General features: G+C 37.9%; 21 protein-coding genes. 10 read left to right on the top strand and 11 right to left on the bottom strand.

The window, feature by feature from the left end; genetic code table 11:
- Positions 1–306 precede the first annotated feature (306 nt).
- Positions 307–489 carry a hypothetical protein gene (locus tag A3GQ_RS26975; protein ID WP_156877670.1) on the bottom strand — a complete coding sequence of 61 codons (183 nt, stop codon included), beginning with the start codon at positions 487–489 and terminating at the stop codon, positions 307–309.
- 10 nt (positions 490–499) lie between these two features.
- Between A3GQ_RS26975 and A3GQ_RS0111205 the strand changes: the two genes are divergently transcribed.
- The 3 genes from A3GQ_RS0111205 to A3GQ_RS0111195 all read left to right on the top strand — a co-directional run bounded on the left by A3GQ_RS0111205 (position 500) and on the right by A3GQ_RS0111195 (position 3148).
- Positions 500–721, top strand: coding sequence for a response regulator (locus A3GQ_RS0111205; protein WP_028777123.1), 222 nt, complete (start codon positions 500–502; stop codon positions 719–721).
- Positions 722–1123: 402 nt separating this feature from the next.
- Positions 1124–2251 carry a protein kinase domain-containing protein gene (locus tag A3GQ_RS24170; RefSeq protein ID WP_051271623.1) on the top strand — a complete coding sequence of 376 codons (1128 nt, stop codon included), beginning with the start codon at positions 1124–1126 and terminating at the stop codon, positions 2249–2251.
- A gap of 3 nt (positions 2252–2254) precedes the next feature.
- Positions 2255–3148, top strand: coding sequence for a hypothetical protein (locus tag A3GQ_RS0111195; RefSeq protein ID WP_028777122.1), 894 nt, complete (start codon positions 2255–2257; stop codon positions 3146–3148).
- Positions 3149–3459: 311 nt separating this feature from the next.
- Here the strand turns inward: A3GQ_RS0111195 and A3GQ_RS0111190 are convergent, their stop codons facing one another.
- Positions 3460–3672, bottom strand: a complete 213-nt coding sequence (locus tag A3GQ_RS0111190; RefSeq protein ID WP_245596775.1) for a DUF3951 domain-containing protein — start codon at positions 3670–3672, stop codon at positions 3460–3462.
- Between the two features lie 601 nt (positions 3673–4273).
- Here A3GQ_RS0111190 and A3GQ_RS0111185 point away from each other — a divergent pair.
- Entirely contained in the window at positions 4274–5059 is a 786-nt protein-coding gene (locus A3GQ_RS0111185; RefSeq protein ID WP_028777120.1) for an alpha/beta fold hydrolase, read from the top strand.
- A 326-nt stretch (positions 5060–5385) separates the two neighbouring features.
- On the opposite strand, the gene A3GQ_RS0111180 is transcribed toward A3GQ_RS0111185, so the two are convergent.
- From A3GQ_RS0111180 to A3GQ_RS0111170, 3 genes are all read right to left on the bottom strand, one after another.
- Positions 5386–6138: a formylglycine-generating enzyme family protein gene (locus A3GQ_RS0111180; RefSeq protein WP_028777119.1), complete on the bottom strand. Its 753-nt coding sequence runs from the start codon at positions 6136–6138 to the stop codon at positions 5386–5388.
- Positions 6139–6411: 273 nt separating this feature from the next.
- The gene (locus tag A3GQ_RS0111175) at positions 6412–8793 is read right to left on the bottom strand and encodes a M14 family zinc carboxypeptidase (RefSeq protein WP_028777118.1); all 2382 of its coding nucleotides are present in this window, start codon (positions 8791–8793) and stop codon (positions 6412–6414) included.
- A 677-nt stretch (positions 8794–9470) separates the two neighbouring features.
- Positions 9471–10817: a helix-turn-helix transcriptional regulator gene (locus tag A3GQ_RS0111170; RefSeq protein ID WP_028777117.1), complete on the bottom strand. Its 1347-nt coding sequence runs from the start codon at positions 10815–10817 to the stop codon at positions 9471–9473.
- A gap of 257 nt (positions 10818–11074) precedes the next feature.
- On the opposite strand from A3GQ_RS0111170, the gene A3GQ_RS0111165 reads away from it, so the two are divergent.
- Together A3GQ_RS0111165 and A3GQ_RS0111160 are read left to right on the top strand one after the other, a co-directional pair.
- Positions 11075–11308, top strand: a complete 234-nt coding sequence (locus A3GQ_RS0111165) for a hypothetical protein (RefSeq protein ID WP_169818285.1) — start codon at positions 11075–11077, stop codon at positions 11306–11308.
- Positions 11308–11619 carry a hypothetical protein gene (locus tag A3GQ_RS0111160; protein WP_028777115.1) on the top strand — a complete coding sequence of 104 codons (312 nt, stop codon included), beginning with the start codon at positions 11308–11310 and terminating at the stop codon, positions 11617–11619. The genes A3GQ_RS0111165 and A3GQ_RS0111160 overlap by 1 nt, the downstream gene beginning before the upstream one ends.
- A gap of 534 nt (positions 11620–12153) precedes the next feature.
- Here the strand turns inward: A3GQ_RS0111160 and A3GQ_RS24165 are convergent.
- From A3GQ_RS24165 to A3GQ_RS0111140, 4 genes are all read right to left on the bottom strand, one after another.
- On the bottom strand, positions 12154–12573 hold the full coding sequence (locus A3GQ_RS24165; protein WP_051271618.1) for a cytochrome c oxidase assembly protein: 420 nt from the start codon (positions 12571–12573) through the stop codon (positions 12154–12156).
- Positions 12574–12695: 122 nt separating this feature from the next.
- The gene (locus A3GQ_RS0111150; RefSeq protein ID WP_083964199.1) at positions 12696–14123 is read right to left on the bottom strand and encodes an MFS transporter; all 1428 of its coding nucleotides are present in this window, start codon (positions 14121–14123) and stop codon (positions 12696–12698) included.
- Between the two features lie 33 nt (positions 14124–14156).
- Positions 14157–14474, bottom strand: coding sequence for a thioredoxin (trxA, locus tag A3GQ_RS0111145; protein WP_028777113.1), 318 nt, complete (start codon positions 14472–14474; stop codon positions 14157–14159).
- 537 nt (positions 14475–15011) lie between these two features.
- Positions 15012–15212: a hypothetical protein gene (locus tag A3GQ_RS0111140; RefSeq protein WP_028777112.1), complete on the bottom strand. Its 201-nt coding sequence runs from the start codon at positions 15210–15212 to the stop codon at positions 15012–15014.
- A gap of 578 nt (positions 15213–15790) precedes the next feature.
- Between A3GQ_RS0111140 and A3GQ_RS0111130 the strand changes: the two genes are divergently transcribed.
- On the top strand, positions 15791–16429 hold the full coding sequence (locus tag A3GQ_RS0111130) for a hypothetical protein (RefSeq protein WP_028777110.1): 639 nt from the start codon (positions 15791–15793) through the stop codon (positions 16427–16429).
- 192 nt (positions 16430–16621) lie between these two features.
- On the opposite strand, the gene A3GQ_RS0111125 is transcribed toward A3GQ_RS0111130, so the two are convergent.
- A complete protein-coding gene (locus tag A3GQ_RS0111125; RefSeq protein ID WP_028777109.1) occupies positions 16622–17281 on the bottom strand; it encodes an ArsR/SmtB family transcription factor in 660 nt (219 codons plus the stop codon).
- A gap of 460 nt (positions 17282–17741) precedes the next feature.
- Between A3GQ_RS0111125 and A3GQ_RS0111120 the strand changes: the two genes are divergently transcribed.
- The 3 genes from A3GQ_RS0111120 to A3GQ_RS0111110 all read left to right on the top strand — a co-directional run bounded on the left by A3GQ_RS0111120 (position 17742) and on the right by A3GQ_RS0111110 (position 20267).
- Complete coding sequence (locus A3GQ_RS0111120; protein WP_028777108.1) at positions 17742–18398, top strand: potassium channel family protein; 657 nt, start codon at positions 17742–17744, stop codon at positions 18396–18398.
- A 1-nt stretch (position 18399) separates the two neighbouring features.
- The gene (locus A3GQ_RS0111115) at positions 18400–19716 is read left to right on the top strand and encodes a TrkH family potassium uptake protein (protein ID WP_245596771.1); all 1317 of its coding nucleotides are present in this window, start codon (positions 18400–18402) and stop codon (positions 19714–19716) included.
- A 128-nt stretch (positions 19717–19844) separates the two neighbouring features.
- On the top strand, positions 19845–20267 hold the full coding sequence (locus A3GQ_RS0111110; protein WP_028777106.1) for a DUF1801 domain-containing protein: 423 nt from the start codon (positions 19845–19847) through the stop codon (positions 20265–20267).
- 134 nt (positions 20268–20401) lie between these two features.
- On the opposite strand, the gene pcaD is transcribed toward A3GQ_RS0111110, so the two are convergent.
- Positions 20402–21229: a 3-oxoadipate enol-lactonase gene (pcaD, locus tag A3GQ_RS0111105; protein WP_028777105.1), complete on the bottom strand. Its 828-nt coding sequence runs from the start codon at positions 21227–21229 to the stop codon at positions 20402–20404.
- Positions 21230–21234 lie beyond the last annotated feature (5 nt).

The raw sequence follows: 21234 nt of genomic DNA, 5'->3' as shown, positions 1-21234 counted from the left end.
AAAGATAGCTGACAATGGGCAGATAATTCCATTGGAATCTGAACATTTTTGATTTTTTAGTTCCAATTGATCGAGATAGGGGAAAGCGGAAAGGCATGAATCTTTAAGTGAGGTGATCTGAAAAATGAAGTGGTTTTTAATCATGTTCTTTATTGAGATGAGATTCTTTTGTAGGAAGAATATTTGAAATATTTCAATTTTTAACTTCATTTGGGATAATAAAGTTATAGCCTTTTTAAAGGAGGTTAACATACATACTTTATACAAAATTTTTGTCTATTTAAGCTTTCTTTTTATTTTCTTACTTCACTCTACAGGGCTGACATGGGCAGCGGGATCTAGTTCAGGTTCGAGTGCAAGCTCTCGTGCGAGTTCGTCAAGTTCTTCCAGTTCATCAAAATCATCGAGTTCTTCCAGTAACAATCGCTCTTCTGTGAGTAAATCTTCGACTAATACAAGTAATTCATCATCCACAACTAGATCATCCAACCCGATTTTGATGAAAAAGCAGTCCTATAAAGTAAAGATTTACTATGCAGGTTTTCTATCAAGTCAACAAGACTATGATGAATTTGAATTTGCCTATGCTCAGACCGGAATGTTTCAAAACGGAGCATTTTCCCTGCAAAAACCGGAGAAATACGAAGTGAAAATGCAGATAGAAGAAAGAATAGAGGAGATAAAAAGGCAATTAAAAAACAAGCACGATGAAGTGTCCTAGTCGGTTTATATGATTATAAGTGCAATGTTTTTGGCAGTTACCATGCTTCCTTTAATGATTATCTATCTTAGAGTAAGGCGGACAAGGTGATCTAGAAGTGGATAGGTAACTGTGTTTAACCACTAGATATTTACTCTAGTGGTTTCTATTTTGAGTATCTCAAATGACACCAGTCTATAACGTCGAATATCTTTAGTTGTACTGAACTTTTGAGTAATACAACTGCACAATTAATACGCCTGATCGAACTCATCACGCTTGCAATGAAAAATAATCGCCCTCCTCCCCTACGAAAAACATAGATCACACTGATACTCATGCACACTTTCAACACGATAATTAAGATTTATGGTAATATTTATAATAATATTATAATAATGATCGGGCAATGGAGGAAGATGTATGATTGGAAAAACGCTAGATCAGCGATATCACATCATCAAGCTGCTCGGCCAAGGCGGGATGGCTGCGGTTTATTTGGCTGAGGACACGCAGTTAGCTAGAAAAGTTGCCGTGAAAATCCCCTTGCCGCATACAGCACAACCATTCGCACAACGCTTTGTGAAAGAAGCGATAACGTTAGCGAAAATGACACATGAACATATTGTCAATATATATGATGCAAGTATTGATCAAAACATTCATTTTCTCGTGATGGATTATGTCGATGGTGTTTCCATGGATCAATTTCTAAAAAACAAGCATCCTCTACTCGTACGCGATGTATTGCAGATCATACTGCAAGTATGCCGTGGCTTATCCTACATGCATCATGAAGATGTGATTCATCGCGATCTCAAACCAGCGAATATTTTATTATCGAAATTAGGAAAAGTGAAAATATCCGACTTTGGTCTTGCTCGTCAGCTCGCATCGGAGACAAATTTAACGAAATCAGGAGAATTGTTAGGGTCCACGCTTTATCTCTCCCCAGAACAATCGAAAGGTGAGAAAGCAACAAAGCAATCTGATATTTACTCACTCGGCATTGTGTTATATGAACTGTTAACAGGCGAGCCACCGTTTGATTCCACTGAACCTGTCACCATTTTGCTGAAGCATATACAGGAACCGCTCCCCGATCCTAGACAAATCAATACCGATATACCCGCTTCGCTCTATCATGTGCTACAAAAAGCAACCACAAAAGAGCCAACGGAGCGATATCAGCATGTGATGGAGCTATACGCTGCCCTAGATCGTATTTTAAAAAGCGATGATATCGATCACGTTGCCGATTTGCGTCATCTTTTCGAGCGAGGAGAACCTAAATATGAGCTGGAGCCTGATGATACGGATAAAAATTCTATATCAGAGATTATAGAGGATACTGCTGAGAAGCCTCGGCTGACTGAACAAAAAAATTCGGCAGATGCAGCTGGTGGGGATCATTTTTATACTGTACTCATTATCGTAACCGTCCTCGGAGGAGTTCTTTTTTTCCTCGCAAAAAGGGAACTCTTGTTATTTTTATGGTCTGTACAGTATACATTTTCGCAGGAAATTGCCTTTTTAGGGGAGATTTTTTAAAATATGGCTAAATTTGCTGGTTTCACCACCTTTCTCTGCACTGTTCTGCTGGGTTGTATGTTTGGTCCTCACCTTATTCTCCTTACAACGGATGACTGGTACATTCGAGAAGCTGTATTTTACCTAGATGATTATAAGGATACTGCATCGAAAGTCGAGGGATATGAAGGGAATGGAAATACGTTTTTACGAGATAGTATGACCATCCTGATCGCAACCTGTTTGGCAGCAGTAGTGTATGCGTGTATCAAGCAACAATTTCAAACGATGCTAAAATGGCTTATTGCCCTTTGCTTGTTTGCAGCATGCACCGCAATCGGTTGGATCTTTGCCGACCGCGCTGGGCCAGAGGGGATTGTTATCGATCATCAGTATTTTCGCTGGAAAGATGTGGCTTATGTGGAACTGCACCTACCGCCTACTACTAATTATTATGAAAATTGGGAAGAAATGACAATCGATAGGAAGAAGATCGACTGGACTGAGGATAAAATTCCCAATGGGTATTTTAAATATAAAATCATTATGCGCAACGGTGCAACCATCAACGTTTTCGATTGGCTCCAATTGCCTCACATGGTGGAATTAGATCGTCATGTGCGCAAACTGGGCATTAAAGTAGTGAACGAAAAAGATATTGCACACAACGACGTGACAGCATCAGAAGGACCTCTTCAATCCGAAGGATTAGTCAGAATAGAACAGGAGGACAAAACGATTAAAGTAATATCTGCGTACAGTGGTGGTACATCTATATATGAAACAGTATATCAAGAGGCCAAGATAAACTCAGAGTATAAAAAAAGATATGCAGCCACATTTACCGGAGAAGCATGGTACAACGCGGAGTTGACTACAGAGCAAAGGCAGATGCTGAAAAGCATTTTTACGCGATAGCAGTCTCTGCTGTACCCACACCTGCTTCCCCTGAAACACAACCATCAGCTTAATCGTTTCTTCACATCCTGTTGTACGCAGTTCACTGGGATAGGAAAGAGAGAGTGAATTAGATGGAGAAAAACGACTTTTGGATTTCAGAAGTCGTTTTTATATTGCAATCACCACACACTATGTACAAGTATCATTTGACGTGTTGTAGCTGTTGTTGACATGCGCTTGGGAGGCACGGTGTTTACATATAAGCAGTTTGAGTACATTTTGAGCTTGGGAAATAGGTGGGGTTTGTTTTGTTTGCTCAGTCTATATTCTTATCGTAAACTTTTATCTTTGTCATCTCCGTTATCTTGGTTTTCTTCTTTGTCTTCTTTCTCTTCGTGAAATTCACTGGAGGCTTGCCCTGTAATATAATCAAATGGAGTGTAAACTGTTTCAATGGTTTTTTGTTGAATATAAAATTTATACAATACGATAGTTATTAACAAGATAATCGTAGCTAAAGGTAGTATCATTATCAACATCATCAACATAGATACTTCTATCCTCTCTATTTGGAGCAATGACTTGGTAGCTGGTCATTTATACCATCACAGAATAATGAATCAATATAAAGGAGTGACCGACTTACATTTATCCAAAGATAAACGAAGCCGGTCATGGTTACTCGAGGTTAGTAGCTCAAGTAACTGATTTTAGTGACTGCCAGGTGGACAGCAGGAAATGCAGCTTCCACAAGTTTGACACCAAGCCCCACCTGAATGCCCGCAGTTATGAAGGTAGGCGATCAAGATTTGAATGAGCACTGTATTCCGCAACATGTGTTCTCATTTCATAGAAGGGTTACCTGTCTTTCATATTATATTAGATTCAGATAATACAGTATATAGATTTAGTGACAGGGTTGCTGTTCTACATAGGATTATTTCATTTTCTCCCATAAGTCCTCAAATAAGATTGCTACTTTACTACCTCCATTTGTTATTTCCGAATAACCCCATATCCCGCAGTATAAAAATCGCTCATTTCCATCGACAGAAATCCAAATATAGATAGGTGTTCATCTATGCTTGCATAAGTGAATACCTTATTTGTGGAAGCCACTTTACCAATACAGGAGGAAACGATGTGGGGTATTATGTTCAAGTAGAACAAGGCGTAAATTTATATGTCGAAGATTTAAATCCAGAGGGTAACAAGACCATCGTTTTTTTACATGGTTGGCCCTTAAGTCACAAACAGTTTGAATATCAGTTTGACGTGCTTCCGGCAAGGGGATACCGCTGTATAGGCATAGACTGGAGAGGGTTTGGCAATTCGGACAAACCATTTCATGGCTACACATTGGATCAACTCGCGGAAGATATCCACCATGTAATCTGCTCCCTTCAATTAGATAATTTTATACTTGCAGGTCATTCTACTGGCGGAGCAATTGCTATTCGATATATGGCTCGGTACAACGGTTACGGCGTATCGAAACTTGTCCTCATCAACGCCGCAGCTCCTGTGGGTTTTGCAAACAAAGAAAATGCGAATCAGTTGCTTCATGAGACACTAAATGACCGACCAAAGATGTTGCAGGGAGTAACGGACACATTTTTCTTTCAATATATAACAAGTCCATTCTCTGACTGGTTTTTTCAAACGGGATTACAGGCAGCTGGTTGGTCCACTGCAGCCATCATCGTTCTGTTGAGGGATGAGAATGTATATGCTGACTTGTCTGTCATATCGGTCCCTACTTTAATTGTTCATGGGATTCACGACAAAGTAGTTCCATTTACCCAAGCGAAGGAAACCCATCAAAAAATAAGAAATTCAAAGCTTGTCCCGTTTCGATACAGCGGTCATGCTACCTTTTGGGAAGAACGGGATAAGTTTAACCAGTTGTTGATTGATTTTATTGGTTAAACCACTTAGTACTTGATGCAAAAAGGTTATGGAACAAAGATAGGCTAAAAACTATTTGATATAAATCGTTGTTCATCACTTTATTTTGATGAAAAGGGATCAATAACAACAAATTGTCTATGATATGGGATTAGGTGGTGGGATGTGTAGAGGAGTATCTATCGATTTGGATATCATTTAACCATAAATGGAAAAATGACCTGAGAAACCATATAGGTAACTCAAGTCTTAGTATTTATACAAAGAATCTTGAACATCTGTTTTTGTCCATTCTGAATAAAGTAAGTCTGTGCAGAGTAAATGTCCATTATCAATCCATAACGCTTTCATGATGAAAGGATAGACCTAGCGATTCTAAATCCAATATCATCGATATGAAAGTCAGGCATACTCTTGCGGCGACAAGTAGCTCCACATCCTCGCTCTTCTTCTGCCCAACTTCCGCCGCGAATTATTCTGTAAGCACCAAAGGTTTCTTTATCATATAAGTCCCAGCACCACTCCCAAACGTTCCCGATCATGTCGTGTAAGCCCCATTCATTAGGCATTTTTCCGCCAATATCGTGTACTCTTTCGTTGGAGTTGCCTTTATACCAAGCGATTTCATCAATTTCACCATATCGATACCCTTTTGAGTTTGCCTTACATGCATATTGCCATTCAGCATCTGTTGGTAAACGAAAACCATTCGTACCATAATTGCAAACAACTTCGTTACTCGCATTATCAAAACTATAAAATCTATCAAAACCCATTGCATCCGACAATAAATTACAAAAATTCACTGCATTTAGCCATGAAACATCAACAACTGGCTTTTGGGATTTAGTCGTTGTTGCAAATTTCTCTCCCATAATAATTGCGAAAAGTTCTTCTGTCACTGTATATTTAGCAAGATAAAACGGCTCTATCTCAACATCCCAAATAACTTCCTTTAGGTTTTTTCTAATACCTGGAATTCCAAACTTATAATTTGAACTAATCCATTTTTGCTCGTTTAGAAAATCTCGCAGGCGTGTTTCTCCTTTAGGAATATACACCATTAATTCTCTAAAATAGTCATTTAAGTTAGCTATCATTGTTCTCCCCCGTGTGAACCAGATCTGAAAATTTTTCAAAATAAAAAGCGCATCAAGATCAACGGGTGATCCTACGCGCTTGTAATTCACGATATAAAGCGGAACGACTTACACCAGCGATTGTGCATCCTTCTTTGATCATCTTTTTTTCTTCTTGGGCAAGCTTATCATACCTAGGTGGCTCTTGCCATATTTACTCGTGGAGAGTTCCCTTCATGCAGAATCCCCCACCTCAACGAAGTTGGTGGGGGATTGATTGTTCAAGATAGAGAATTACTTTTGAAAAATTGCATTAGAAAGGAGACGGAATAGGTAGTCGGTATGATCGCGGAAACCTGGCTCCAATCCGATTAAAATTACATCTTTGCCCTGCTCTTTTACCATAACCGGCTGACCTTGAGCCGCTTGACGATTTGCCCAGTGACCTGCTACGAAGAAGTCAGAGGAATTTGCATAGGTTGCTAGTACATTGTCATTCTGGATACCATCACCTGTAAACCAAGTTGGGCGGTAGACAAAACCAAGATCGTTTGAATTATATCCGGCTGTGAAACCGCTGTCTTTGTAGTTCACTTTTACAATGCCATTACTGTTGGAATTTCCGATATTAATGGTATCGTCAGTCAGTCCAAGGGTTTTGGTGGCTCGGGATGCTCCTGAACCGATAGCAATATATTTTCCGCCCTTATTTACAAAGTTTCCTACATTCTTTTTAAATTCATTCAATTGAGTACTTTCTTGCAAGCCGAATTCTTTATTCGCCTCACTTAAGTTGAGCGAAATCAGATTTTCCGTCCCACTGTATACAAAGACATCGAAAGATTCAAGACCTTTGTTCGCTACTTCAACAGGTGTCAGTTCTGTCACTTGGAAACCGAGTCTCTGCAAAGCTAGCTTCGTTCCGGAATGTGATTGTTGTTTCCCCATTCCTCCATCTTTTAAAATGGCTACTTTCAACTGGGATACTGATACAGCACCATTTGGAATGCTAGCTGTTTCAAGGTGTAGACCAGAATTTTTCACAACAGAGGAGATTGCCGCTGCCGTAGCTTCTGCATAGAAATTACCTTTCGTATCACGCTTGATGGATACACCTTGCTTCAACAAAGTATTTACCAAGTTAACCGCTTTCACGGAACTGTTCGGGATCAGATAGGGACCCTTTCCAGCAAGAGATCCTTGGTCAGTTACTTGCTTCACATCCTTGGTTTTAACTGCTACTGGACTTTTTGCTGCTACCGCTTCAAATCCCCACAGTTCTGGTAAACTCCAGGCTGAAATATCATACATGACAGGTGTGTCATCCGTGATATCTTCTCCATCCCAAAGCATAGTGTTAGCTAGTCCAGCTTTGGCCTGATCCATTTTTACGATATAAGTTCCCTTTGGATAGGACTTGCCCTCTGCTGTGAATGCTTCAGAAGCTTGTACTACTTCGATATCATTGTTTAACAGATGATTCACCGCTTTGTGCGTTACCGTTGGGTCTTTTGGATCAACTGGCAAAATATACGCGTGTGGGAAGAATCCAGCTTGATGATAAGGATGATCGAAATTAACTCCCCGTTTAAAGATTTCGATTTGGTCTGTGATCATCTGCTGTTTATTGTTGGTAGCATGATTTAATGCGCCCATAATTGCATTATACATCCAACGAACCCCATCCAGATCGTTCGTTGGAGCTTCTAATGTATGACCATAAGATCCATGATACAGTGCATACATAGGTGTGAAAATCGGTGGATAATCATCCCAACCAGCATTATCATCACGTTGTGGGATGTAAGTGCCTGTCATATTTTGATATAGGCTTCCTTGGTATTTATCCTTGTTTGCCATAATTTCTGATTCCATGGCTTCTGCTTGTTGGTTGGCCCACTTACTAAACAGATCATATTCGTAGTTCGGATTATGTGGAGGTGTACTAGGTTCGATTAATCCTTGTTTATTTGGTGCATAATCTTTTACATAGCCGTGAGTATCTAAAAATACCAATGGATTCCATTCTTTTATTAACTCTACTGTTTCTTTGGTTTCTGGTTGAGATTGAGTGATAAAATCACGGTTCAAGTCCAATCCAGCTCCATTAAAACGGGTGGCATTAACCCGTCCGTCCGGATTTTGAACCACATTAAAAATTAAAATATTGTTGTTCAAGATTTTTTTGGTTACCTGATCTTCTTGAGTAGCAAATCGTTCAATGAGCTGAAGAATTGCATCCGTGCCAACGAACTCGGTTCCATGGATCGAGCCGTTAATCATGATCGGAACTTTAAAGTCGGGATTATTCTTCACCCAATCTTGGGCTTTTTCTTGATTCTTAAACATTTTTTTCCGGAGAGATTTGTAATGTCCAAATTTCCCTTGTGTAGTCGGATCAGCGATCGTCACGACATAAAGAGGCTGACCATTGGCTGACTTCCCTCGTATTTCTACCTTTACACGGTTGGATTTTTTCTCGATATCTTTTAATATTGATCCTATTTGTGAAAATTTTACAAAATCGTAGTTTTCACTATTAAACTTGCTCCCGTTTTGTTCTTCATAGGAATTTACATTTGTCCATTTGACAGGCTGGGCGAAAGTCGCGGAGAAAGGTGCCGTTAACAACAGACTTGTTGTTAACAGCGGAATAAGTATTTTGCTTTTTTTCATATAAATCCCCCTGTTATCAAAAATCAATTTGTTCAAAACTATATTTATTATAATTTAAATTTAATAAATATCCAACGATATTTATGTTGATTTACAATAATAATATTCTAAGTGGAAATATGAAAATAGGGGGAATTATTTATTTATTTAAAATAAATGATCTGAATCAAAAAAGATGGGTTCAACCCATCTTCAATTATCGGGATTATCTGAAATCAAAAATTAGTACGAAGTCATCGCCCTCCAATAGTGCACAAAAATAGGGGATCGATAATCTCTTTTTATACTTATTTTTTAGATAAATATAATTATTCGTCTTATTATTGGGTTTAACAGGGTGCATTATCTTTCGTTTCTTTCGTTTTTGTGTTTTAGAGAGTACTTAAAAGAGATTGAAACGAAACTTCATGTACTTCACTAGATAAAACATTTTTAGTTAAAAAACGATAAGAAATTGAAATTATATTAAATATTTTGTTATGTTGAAACGAACTGTGAAATATGTGACTTTAAATAAAAGAGAATTCCTATAAATTTGTAGAAAGACCTCTTTTTTATAACTCCATTATCATTTTTCAACCGTATTATGACCATATTCATTTTTCTTATAAGTAATCCCTTCCTTGATTAAAAAGAATTAGTCTACGGTTTCGTCACCTTTCCCCATAAACAACTGATTAAAAGAAATCATATATCTCATCCTCCTCGCTTGTAATTTTTAAGTCATTTTGGATTTCAAGCATCTGTTTCATACATGTTATCAATTCCACATGATTATTCAACACATCAAAGCAACGTGATAACCGAGAAAGAGCTGTATACTTTCTGTTTATAAATCCATGTTTAGTGGTTATTTTAATTGTCTCTTGGTAGAAAGGTATCGCTTGTTCCCATTTCATTTGTTTGCAAAGTATATCACCTTTTACAATGGAAGCCTTCGCTAATCGAAAATCATTTGTTATTTTTCTACTCATTTCAATGGCTGAAGTTGCATGACTTTCCGCCGTTTGCCAATCTTTCTGTTTAGAGTGTAAGATTGCAAGGTAAGTATGAGCATCAATATGAACAAATGGGAAGTCCAATTTTTGATCCATTAAAAGCACCATTTGAAAACGTTTTTTAGCTTTATGAAGCTCATTTTGTTCCAATAGGATGCTTCCCAAAATATTTAAAATGTCAAGCTGTTGATCTTGGAATCCATTAATGCTAGCGAATCTGATTCCTTCCTCGCAGATCATGGTTGCCTTGGGATACATCCCCCAACTTCGCAGTATGATAGATTGGAATTTGTGTAAGGTAATTACAACAACTTTTCGTTTGATTTTATCGATAGAATTCCAGAGTTTATCTAAAGTTTGAGCAGCATAATTCATTTGGGATGATTTTATTAAGTAAAGGATTTTATTACTTTGTAGGGAGTATTGAATATCTTCTCTTTTCAGCGTATCATCGAATACCTTTAAACCTTGATCTGCAAAAGCAATTGCTTGAGAGAAGTTATGTTGGTTATAACTACAAATACTTAGTTGATTGTAACAAGCAGCTAGAATATTATCTTGTGGTTTTAGATTATGTTGACTACATAGACGTATCCCTTTTTGAAAGCTTTTACGCGCTTGAGGCCAATTTTTCAATCTTCTATTATAGTAGCCTTCTAGATAGCAGAAATAAGATATTAATGGATGAAAATCTTCTAGTTGAATTTGCTCTAGTTGTTTTATCGCGGGTTCATTGATCCCTTGTTCTAAGAGTGATTCCACACATTCTAATGTAAACTGTAGTTCTTCGATTTCTTCTTTCTCATTTTCTACTAACTCTCTCAATTTCTTTTGATTCAACCCTAGTTTCTTCAACAAATACTCAAATGTTCCATCCCGCGTCTTAACCTCACCGCGCTCTAGATTGCTAATCGATGCAGAAGAAATCTGGTAATCTTCTAGATCCTTTAAGCGAAGCCCTTGTTCTGCCCTCACTTTACGAAGTACATAACGAACCATTGGATGATCAGGATTGCAATTCTCCAAGTCATAACGCCCCTTTATTATACTATTTGACCCATTATGCCATAAAGGGACTGCACTTAATAAAATATTGTGATTTTAGTTTCTATTTTGAAATCAAGGATGATCTAAATAGAAGTTCTTCCATAAAATCAAGAGTTACGAGTAGTAAGACTGCCAGATTTTAATCTCAAAGTTAAATCCGCGTAAAATGGGAAAAGACGGAAGACTGCATCTATAATTAAGCCATGAATTTGGATTGGCTGATTGAGAATAAAACGGTGCCAGTTGAAGTTACCCAAACTTTACAGATCATAGCAGATAAATACGATTATACCGTGGACCATATGTATTTTCATAAACAGCAAATCATCGAAGAACTGAGACAGTTGAGAAAAGGGTTTATCGTAACCTATTTATTTCCATATGGATTGGATCATCACGAAAGATGGATTCATGCTTTGATTCGTATGGAGATCAGGCGATTGCAAGAATGGGACAAGGAGAGATCATAATGGCGTTACAAATACAAATCGAAGGTTGCCAAGAGAAAGTGACAGCGTTTGTCGATGCATTGAAGTGCTTGCCACAATGGAGGCTTTATAGTGGTTCAAAAGTTTCCCTTTCCGAAGATAAACTTCAGATTACCTATACGTTTGAAGATCAACCGTATCAAAAACCATCCATTCCTACGAGAAATGTGAGCAAACTGATGATCACTAGTGAAACAGGGGGAAAATTTGAGTTGGTCCTGCTGGATGCGGAAGTGGTGAAAATGGATAGAGGGATGACGTATATACATGGGCGCAGTTATGACATTTTTTGAAAGAAAGGAGGGAACTGATCTATTATTACGGACATTTCCCGATTACATTTTTTTATGTTGATTATTGTCTTGATTATATACATAAAAAGTATCTGTAAAATTAGTTGCCCCTCATCCTGTACAGAATGAGGGGCACTGGATTGGAACAACTACTAACGGCTGTTAGCGTACCAGTTCCACTTGCGAGCAGGGTTTACACTGCCAGCAAATCATCCAGATGGAACAGATCGTAGAATCGTTAGACTCTAGAACTGTTCTTAGTGACCACCACAACAGTTGATACACAGGCGACACGTTTCGCAGAAAATGGTGGTAAGTGGTATCTTACCGCAATTCCTGCAAATCAGAGTGTTGCCTGGAGGCATGTGGTTCTCCTCTCCTGTGGGGGATCTTACAAATTAATTATAACATTATTTATATAAATATGAATAATCAATATTTAAATTTGACATAATATTATGTGGATTTTAGTTATTCATATGGAGATGAGCTGGGTATGAAAGAAGGAAGCACCGTGACAACTATCGTAGAGAATTAATCATAGGAGAAAAAAGCAGAGGTACGAAAACGAGTGGCTTTAAACCAATGCACACAAAGCAAATAGATAATGGCAACGTCCATCACATCTCCACCATAATACATTACCATTCTCCCGATGTTCGCTTGGTCTATGGAGGTACTGGTTGGCGGATGAATATAAATGTACTGCGCTAAAATCTCATGAGCTGCTAATGCAATCCAGAGTACCATGAAACGAAAAGAATAAGAAAAGCGGTAAGCAGTGGGATCGATATAAATCATGGAAGCGGTAAAGACACAGCCAGCAAGAAATACATGTACATGTACAAGAAGATGCACAAGGAAATGTTGATGAATAAAAGAGGTGGCCTCTCCTCTGGAAAGACCACCCTGTCTTGCGAACTTTATCAGCTGATCAGCCTGACAAATATGCATCATCACCCACACAATGCGGTAGTAAAATTCAACACAACTGCTACGAAGCTGATATCGATGATGGAGTTATTTCCCACCAGTCTATAATAAAGGTGAAACAACCCAATCAAGCGCACTCACAATTAGGTTTGTTGGTACTTCTCAGAAGATCTACGGCGAAGCAACATGCTCGACACAACCGCATTTACAAGATAAACTGCCCCAGCTGTTCCGAATGCCCAAGCATAGCCTTGAACCAGATCCGTTTGTGTCGCTGCTACAGACATTAACAACGTGAGCCCCACCGTCGGCCCCAACTCCATAGCTGTGTTCAACACACCTCCTGCTAGACCAGCTTGATGTTGTGGAACATTCGTCATGGAAAGAACCGCTGCACCCGAAAGGACAAATGAGATACCCATCGCCAGAAATATCTGGCCAGGCAACAAGCTGTATACATACACTGTATTAGGGTTGATACTAGCTAGAATACCAAGCCCAATAGCCGCGATAACTCCTCCTACAGTAGTAATACGTGCTACTCCGAATCGGGAAACTAATGATGCTGCGACTTGGTTAGCTACAATCATCGTTATCAGAAAAGGCAGGAATGAGACTGCTGTTTCCAACGATGACCATCCTCTAATCTGCTGAAGGTAGAGGGTTAGAATATATTCGATCAGCATAGAACCTGCTGCAGCCAAGAATATTCCCAGTAGCCCAGTTATACGACGAGGTTCTATAACGAAGCCAGGCGGAAGCAAAGGATCACGTACTTTTCGTTCAACCAGGAGGAAAGCTACTAACAGCACAATACCAACAGCCAGTGGTCCATACACAGTAGTAGATGTCCATGGATAGTCACCGCTTGCAATCAAACCATAACTAGCCAGCGAAATACCCAAGGTAACGAGTACAGCCCCAACTGGATCAAGTCCTAGTTGTTTAACGGAAGTGTTGTCATAGCCAATCGGCAGCAATTTGCGTGTTAAAGTTAAGGCTACTATTGCAACCACAATCGGAAAAACAAACATCCACCGCCAAGATATCCAATTTGTTAGTATACCAGGAATAACGAATCCTATAATTGCGCCGAGAAAAGGTACCCCACCCCATATGGCCATGGCTTTGCCGAAAGCTGCTGGATCAGGAAATAACGTCCGCAATACCGCCAATGCAGCAGGCGCTGTGAGTGCTGCTCCGATACCTTGTATGAAACGCATGCTTACCAACATTTCAAAGTTTGGGGCAAATGCGGCAATTACAGATGCCCCCCCAAATATGATGAGTCCTATCACAAACATCAGCCGTCCGCGATAACGATCTGCTAATCGCCCACCAAACAGTAGAAGACCGCTGAATGGTAATCCATAAGCCACTTGGACAAGTAGTAAATTCGCCGAGCTTAGAGCAAACTCGCTGGCAATCTTGGGCAGTGGCACGATGATCAGGGCAATTGTAAAAATCAAGGTCGCCTGCACGATAGCCAGAATCGTAAATGCAAAGCGCGTTTTATTCGGTTTATTGTCTCTGATGTTGTCAGATTTTAAATCTAAAAAAGTTTCTTTCATATTTTTTCTCCAATCATTATCTTAAATATCAGATTATTTATTTGCAGATATCCACCCTGCCAACGCTTCTTTGGGCAGAAAACCGATTTTTTTATCAATTGGTTTTCCATCCTTAAATAAAATCGTGGTGGGAAGAGACATTACTCTAAAGAAGGACGCGATTTTCTCGTTTTTATCCACGTTTATTTTAAGAATTCTTACATCATCTCGTTGTTCCAAGTCATAGACCTCGAGAACAGGTGCAAACATTTTACAGGGACCGCACCAAGGCGCCCAGAAGTTGACTACTGTTAATCCTTCATTTTGTACACTTTTTTTAAAAGTTGCATCCGTTACCTGCTTAAGAGCCATTTTGTACCTTCCTTTTCTTATGGGATTTTCATATACTTCTATACATTCATTTACGCATGGTAGTGTGATACCAATTACCATGGAAAAAATAAAACTTTACATCAAAACATACTTCTAAATTCGATTTGTGGAATGTAATAACCAATATAGTTAGCTTATGATTGTTTTACCTTGTTCCGTTTGAGAAGTGGTTATGTCATGAATTCAACCTTTCTTTATTTTGTATTCAATTGATTAATTGAATTATATATCAGAAAAAAACCATATTCAACTAAAATATTGAATAATTGAATATGGTTTTGAAATTCGCCAAAGCTCAAGATTTTAAGGCCGCTAAACAGATGCTCTTACTAATACAAACAAAGTCAAAAGTGATCATAATGATATAGATACAAGTATCATGAATGATGACAATAAAAGTAACGATACAAGTATCTTGGTGCCATCCGTCATGCCCATCGCCTGGATGAACGGTACCACTGGCACCTGCGTCTTTTCTTCTTCATACGCCTCACTACCAGTAAATTCACCCAAATGTTACTCATACCATAATAGAATCAAAGGCATAAACACCCATATCATAAAAAGAGAGAATACAGGAATGATGATAAGGTAAATTATTACCCGTTTCATTTCTTCCTTTGGTTTTGGAGTATGGGGTGTAACAACTAATACCATACTGATCAGCAGAGCACAAAATACAACAATGTCAATAGACAACCACACAAGAGAGGACATGGTTATATTTCTCCTTTTGGAAAATTCATTATTTTATATAATATAACATTCGGAAGAATAAAAAAGGACCTCATTTTTCGAGGTCTTTTTGTGCTTGGGTTTTTAATATAAGTTGTTGTACACTTTGTATGCCTTCTTTTCTTATAACTCTTTTAATAAAAAAACATGGCTCTATCCAGCAACTTCGATTTGTCATACCTGTATCACGAGAGAGATCGTCCCAAAAATTATATAAGTCCAATCGTATGGTATTGTTGATCTTTATTCTATTTATAAGGGATAGAACCGGCATCCGGCGACTTAGGGGAAATGGAACCATATAATGGAATCTACCTGACGGACTAGAGCGCGATCCGTTTCACTATCCCTATATCGTTAGCGAGAAAGTTGATAATTTTTTACTTTAATAAATCCATAAAAGAGGAAAGGGTTTGCCATACGACTTATCTCAAATTTAAAAGTAATCTAATTAGCGGGATTCCGTTTCCGGTTTGTCTTACAGAATTATGATGAATATAATGGGAAATATAAGCCCTTTACTGTAATGGAGATGGATGTACTATTTGGGGGAAAATGGAGTGATTAAAGTTAATTTAAAAATTATAGTTTTGATGATTGGTATATTCTTAATTCCATTAAACTTAATTGGATGTAAGAAGAATGAGGAATCAAGTGGGGAAACAAAGATTTTCGAAATTGACAATACAAAAGAGATCTTTGGTAAAAAGGATGAAGAAGAGGTGACTGTTAAAAAGCATTATATGATTCTAAATCCACCAAAAGATCTAATAGAATTGAAAGAATTGTTTGAAAAATACAGTAAGGAACACCCAGTTGAAGAAGAAATGAAAGTAACAGAAAGCAAAAACAGGATTTATGATTTGTTCTTTTATAGGGAAAGTGAGGATTTACCAAGAGACTGGCAGCCTGATGAAAGTTACATGAATACAGATCGGCTAGAACATCATAAGAATGATCTAATTGCACATATAATTTGGTCAGATGCTGAACCACAAAAAAAATACAATGTTTATGATAAAAATAAGGAAGGAAAGGTAATTAAGAGGATGCGTTTTATTGAGGATCAGCTTGTTGAGCGAGCAATACACTATCCATATACCAACAGGCCCAGTGACAGGGTTGCTACCATAGACCGCAAAATAAAGCATGCCAATCCCAGTGGATACAAAACAAAGCTTAGTCTTAATAATAATTAATTCTTTTAAGTATCTATCATAAGAAGGAAATGGTGTAAACAAAAATTGATCCCATACTTCAACTGTTTTCAATTCATGTTTTAACTAAATGAAAAAACACCACCCTCTCTTTTCGAAATTCCGAAAGAAAGAATAGTGTGTTTTTTCGTTTTGGCTGTATTCTGGCCACAAAAATAAAGAGGAACGAATGCTTCAATTGCTACTCATTTGCCACTCATGAACACCTTCTTCTAAGCGGTATGCTTTAAATCCCTCACGTTGTATTTTTTCAACAGCCTGCGCTGTATATACACAATATGGTCCTCTACAATAAGCAGCAACTTCAACATGCTGAGGCAAATTTTGTAGATAATGATCAAGTTCTTTTATCGGAACAGAAATTGCACCTGCAATATGTCCAGCTTCGAATTCGTCCTTTGGACGAACATCTAAAAGAATAATTGTGCCTGCTTCCATCTTTTCAATCAATTCGTCCTTTGTAAGGGCTTGCGAATTTTGATAATGTTTTAAGAAATCTTCTTTAATACGTGGTATATCTGCAAGTTGATTTTCACAAATACGCCATAAAGACATCAAAAAATTACCAACCTCAGGGTCAGCTAAAGTATAAATAACATATGTCCCTTTCTTGTTGAACTTCACTAACCTTGCATCCAACAAAATTTGAAGATGACGGGAAACATTGGCAATGCTCATTTCTGTCTGTTTAGCCAAGTTTTCCACCGATTTTGGCCCGTTGGAAAGTAAATCCAATATTTCAAGTCTTTTGTCGCTGGACAAACATTTTCCGATTCGAGCATATTGTTGATACAATCTATCTTTAAAAACTCTTGCAGTTGTGGCTTGTTTCATATAGGCACCTCTTTTTCATTCAATTGAATACTTGAATTATAGATGATAATTACTTCTCATTCAAGTGTTCCCAATATTTCTCGACCTATAACAAACTACTTAGTAATATCACTTAACGAATATATATTTTTATGATCAGTAGTAAAGAAAGACCAGAAGGAGGAACAAATTTACAATCTAATAGCTCGATTCCAATTACGCAAAACTAAGTGCATAATGAGTCAAATAGATCCAAATGGATCTTTATTTTATTCATTAAGAACCTTGCAATATTTCATCTTAATACAAACCGAATAGGTGTAAAGCTTGACTATATAATTTAATTCAGTAAGGTATCCATAAGACCAAATTACGAGTTAAACTTTTACAAAAACCTAAATTGTATTTGTCTCCATTATCCTATCGCATGATAATAAACTTTTTTCTTGAAACTACCTTACTTATAGAGGAGATACTTGTTTTGAAGAACAGTCAATTTGCCGTATTTGGATTAGGACGTTTTGGTGGGGGTTTAGTTAAAGAGTTTCATCAGCTCGGCATTGATGTACTGGCAGTGGATATTGATCATAAAAAGGTCGACGAATATGGAAAACTCGGAATCAATGCTGTACAAATATCTAATCTTGATGAAATTGCTTTACAAATGCTTGATATTACGAATTTTGATCATGTATTTGTTTCTTTTGGTGAGAATATAGAAGGAAGTATACTGTTAACACTCCTACTCAAAGAAATGGGAGTAAAGAAAGTTTGGGCAAAAGCATCCAATGACAGTCATCAAAAAGTATTGAACAAAATTGGAGCAGATCAAGTGATACACCCAGAAAGGGATATGGCCAAGAGAATTGCGCATTATATAAACTCAGATAACATTATCGATTACATTGAGCTTTCCAAAGAGCACAGTATTGTCGAAATTGTGGCTTCTCCCAAAATAGAAAACAAAATGATTTCGGAATTAGACATTCGAAATAAATATAGCTGCAATATTATTGCCATCAAACGTGATAATGTCGTGAAAATCTCCCTTCTTCCAAATGAACTTATTTTGAAGGGCGATATTCTCGTGGTTATCGGTCGTAATACTGCGATCCAACGATTTGAAGAAGGTGTTTAATGTGATCAAAAAGACTCGTCTAAATACCTCCCAAATCTTGATACTTGTTTTTTTGTTTATTTTATTTTTAGGAACAATATTACTAAAAATACCAATTGCAACTAAAAAATCTATCGATTGGATTGATGCATGGTTCATGGCTACATCTGCCATTACTTGCACAGGTTTAGCGACAACAGATGTTGGAACAACATTCACCTTATTTGGACAGATTGTCATACTCCTATTAGTAAAAATAGGTGGTTTAGGGATAATGGTTTCTGCTACCATTTTCTTTCTGTTGCTGGGGAAACGATTATCCATGAAAGAACGTCATATCTTATCTTTTTCGCTCAATCAAGATCGATTTGGAAATATTATGACCCTTGTAAAAAAGCTAATTTTATATTCGTTTCTTTTTGAAGCCATTGGGGCACTCGCTCTGTTTATCAACTGGATTTTCCAGATGAACTGGAAATATGCCCTCTACTATTCGGTTTTCCATAGTATTGCCTCTTTTAATAATGCTGGATTTGCACTTTGGCCAGATAACCTGATACGTCAGAACGATAATCCCTTTATTTTGCTTATTGTATCGTCCTTAATCATCATTGGAGGGATTGGTTTTACTGTCTTACTTGATGTTTGGAACAAACGAAGTTTCCATTCATTGAGTCTGCATTCCAAGGTGATGATCATAGGTACCATTTGTTTGATTTTTTCTGGTATGATCATCCTATTTTTACTTGAATTTCAGAATCCAAAATCGATGGGTAACCTACCTTTAAATGAGCAATTATGGGCTTCTTATTTCCAATCCGTTACATTACGAACAGCTGGTTTTAACACTATCGATATTGGAGGTCTACAGGAATATACCTTATTTTTTATGTGTCTGTTTATGTTTGTTGGAGCGGGAAGTACTTCTACAGGTGGAGGAATCAAAGTATCTACCTTCACTGTTATTCTTCTCTCGGTAATTTCCTATCTAAAAGGAAAAAGAAGTATTCATCTTTTTCGTAAATCGATCGATTCTTCCTTAATTATAAATTGTTTAGCAATCTCTTTTGTTTCTTTAATGTTTATCGCTTTGGCGGTATTTTTATTGACTATCACAGAAGATGCACCTTTTATCATCTGTCTGTTTGAAGTAATATCCGCTTTTGGAACAGTGGGATTAACGGCAAATTTCACCTTTGATCTCTCTATGGGGGGCAAAATAATTATTGGCGTGATGATGTTTATCGGTAAAATTGGTCCGATCACAGTACTGCTCTCCCTATCACGAGAAGAGAAGCGTACAATTAATTATCCAAAAGAAGAGGTACTTATTGGTTAAGTACTAGTCATTTTCTCCGACTTATTCTTGAAAAGATAGCATGGTTGGAAGCATATGAAATAAAAGTGGTGAGCGCACGAGCGAACCTCTAAACTCACGCGTATTAGAAGAGAGGTACTTTTCTTATGATGTACGAACTAAAAACAAAGGAAACAAACAACAGTGTGATCGAGTTTATTGAAAATGTCGAAGGCCCGAAAAAACGGGAAGATGCCTATCGGTTATTAGAAATTTTTACGGAAACGACAGGATATGAAGCAAAGATGTGGGGACCGAGTATTATTGGATTTGGTACCTATCACTATAAATATGCCTCTGGTCATGAAGGGGATGCTCCACTAGTTGGTTTTTCCCCACGTAAAGCCAAGATTAGTCTCTATTTTGCGCCGGGTGAGGAAAAGAGAGAGGAATTATTAAAGGACTTAGGTAAACATACATCTGGAAAAGCATGTGTGTACATCAATAAAGTAGCAGATATTGATGTGGATGTGTTAAAAGCACTGATAAATCAATCTATCGCATTTTTACAAGAAACGTATCCAACTAGCTAGCATCCAGAGATTTGGTTATGGTTGATTAACCTAGTTTTTGTTGTTGTTCGTAAGCAGAAACTCAGGAGGATGGAACAGGAACGACAAACAGACTTGAAGCTGCTGATTTAGCAACTCAAGTCTGTTTGCTGTTGTTATTTGGATTGCAAAAATTCAATTACGATTTTCAAAAAGTCATCGGAAAGTTCTACATTCGATAAATGAACAGAAGGTAACAAGACGAATTTTGCGTTTGGCACTGTGGCAGCAATTAATTCTCCGTGGCTAGGGAGAGTTACAGTATCGTGTTCACCAGCGATTACCAATGTTGGACTTGTGATAAGTGCTGCCGTTCTTCGCAGGTCCAAGTCGCGAATCGCAGCGAAAGTTCCAGCAAATCCTGTTGGATCAGTGTTTAACACCATATTACGGAATGATGATATAATGCCACTCTCTTTTTCTAGCATATGTTTAGGGAACCAGTTTCCGATGAACATGTCAGCAAGCCATGAGAGGTCTTCCGCATTCAAAACAGAGTTTATCATGTAATCCCATTGATCCGCTGGCCCCAAGTATGAGGAAGAATTGGAGAGAATCAACTTGTCGATCCTCTCAGGATTATGAATAGCCAACCACTGAGCGACTGCACCGCCTAATGATAATCCTAAGAAATGTACTCGATCAATTTGTAAAGAGTCGAGCAACTCGATCACATCTCGCCCCATTCGATCAATGGAATATGCTCCTGAAGGCACATCGGAGGAACCATGTCCACGAAAGTCATACCGCAGGACACGAAAGTGCTTTGTTAATTCGGCGATTTGGCCATCCCACATGTGGTATGTAGTTCCGATCGAGTTTGCTAGCATCAATACAGGTGCGTCGACTTCTCCATCAAACTGATAGGCAATTTGGATGCCGTCACCTGTTGTGAAAAATCTCAATTCGTTATTTTCGGTAGTTTCTTTTACTGTTACTGTCATTTGGA

Source organism: Shimazuella kribbensis DSM 45090 (assembly GCF_000428065.1).
GTDB lineage: Bacteria > Bacillota > Bacilli > Thermoactinomycetales > Thermoactinomycetaceae > Shimazuella > Shimazuella kribbensis.
Note: the sequence above shows the minus strand (reverse complement) of the source record. Positions and strands in the feature narration are given on the sequence as shown.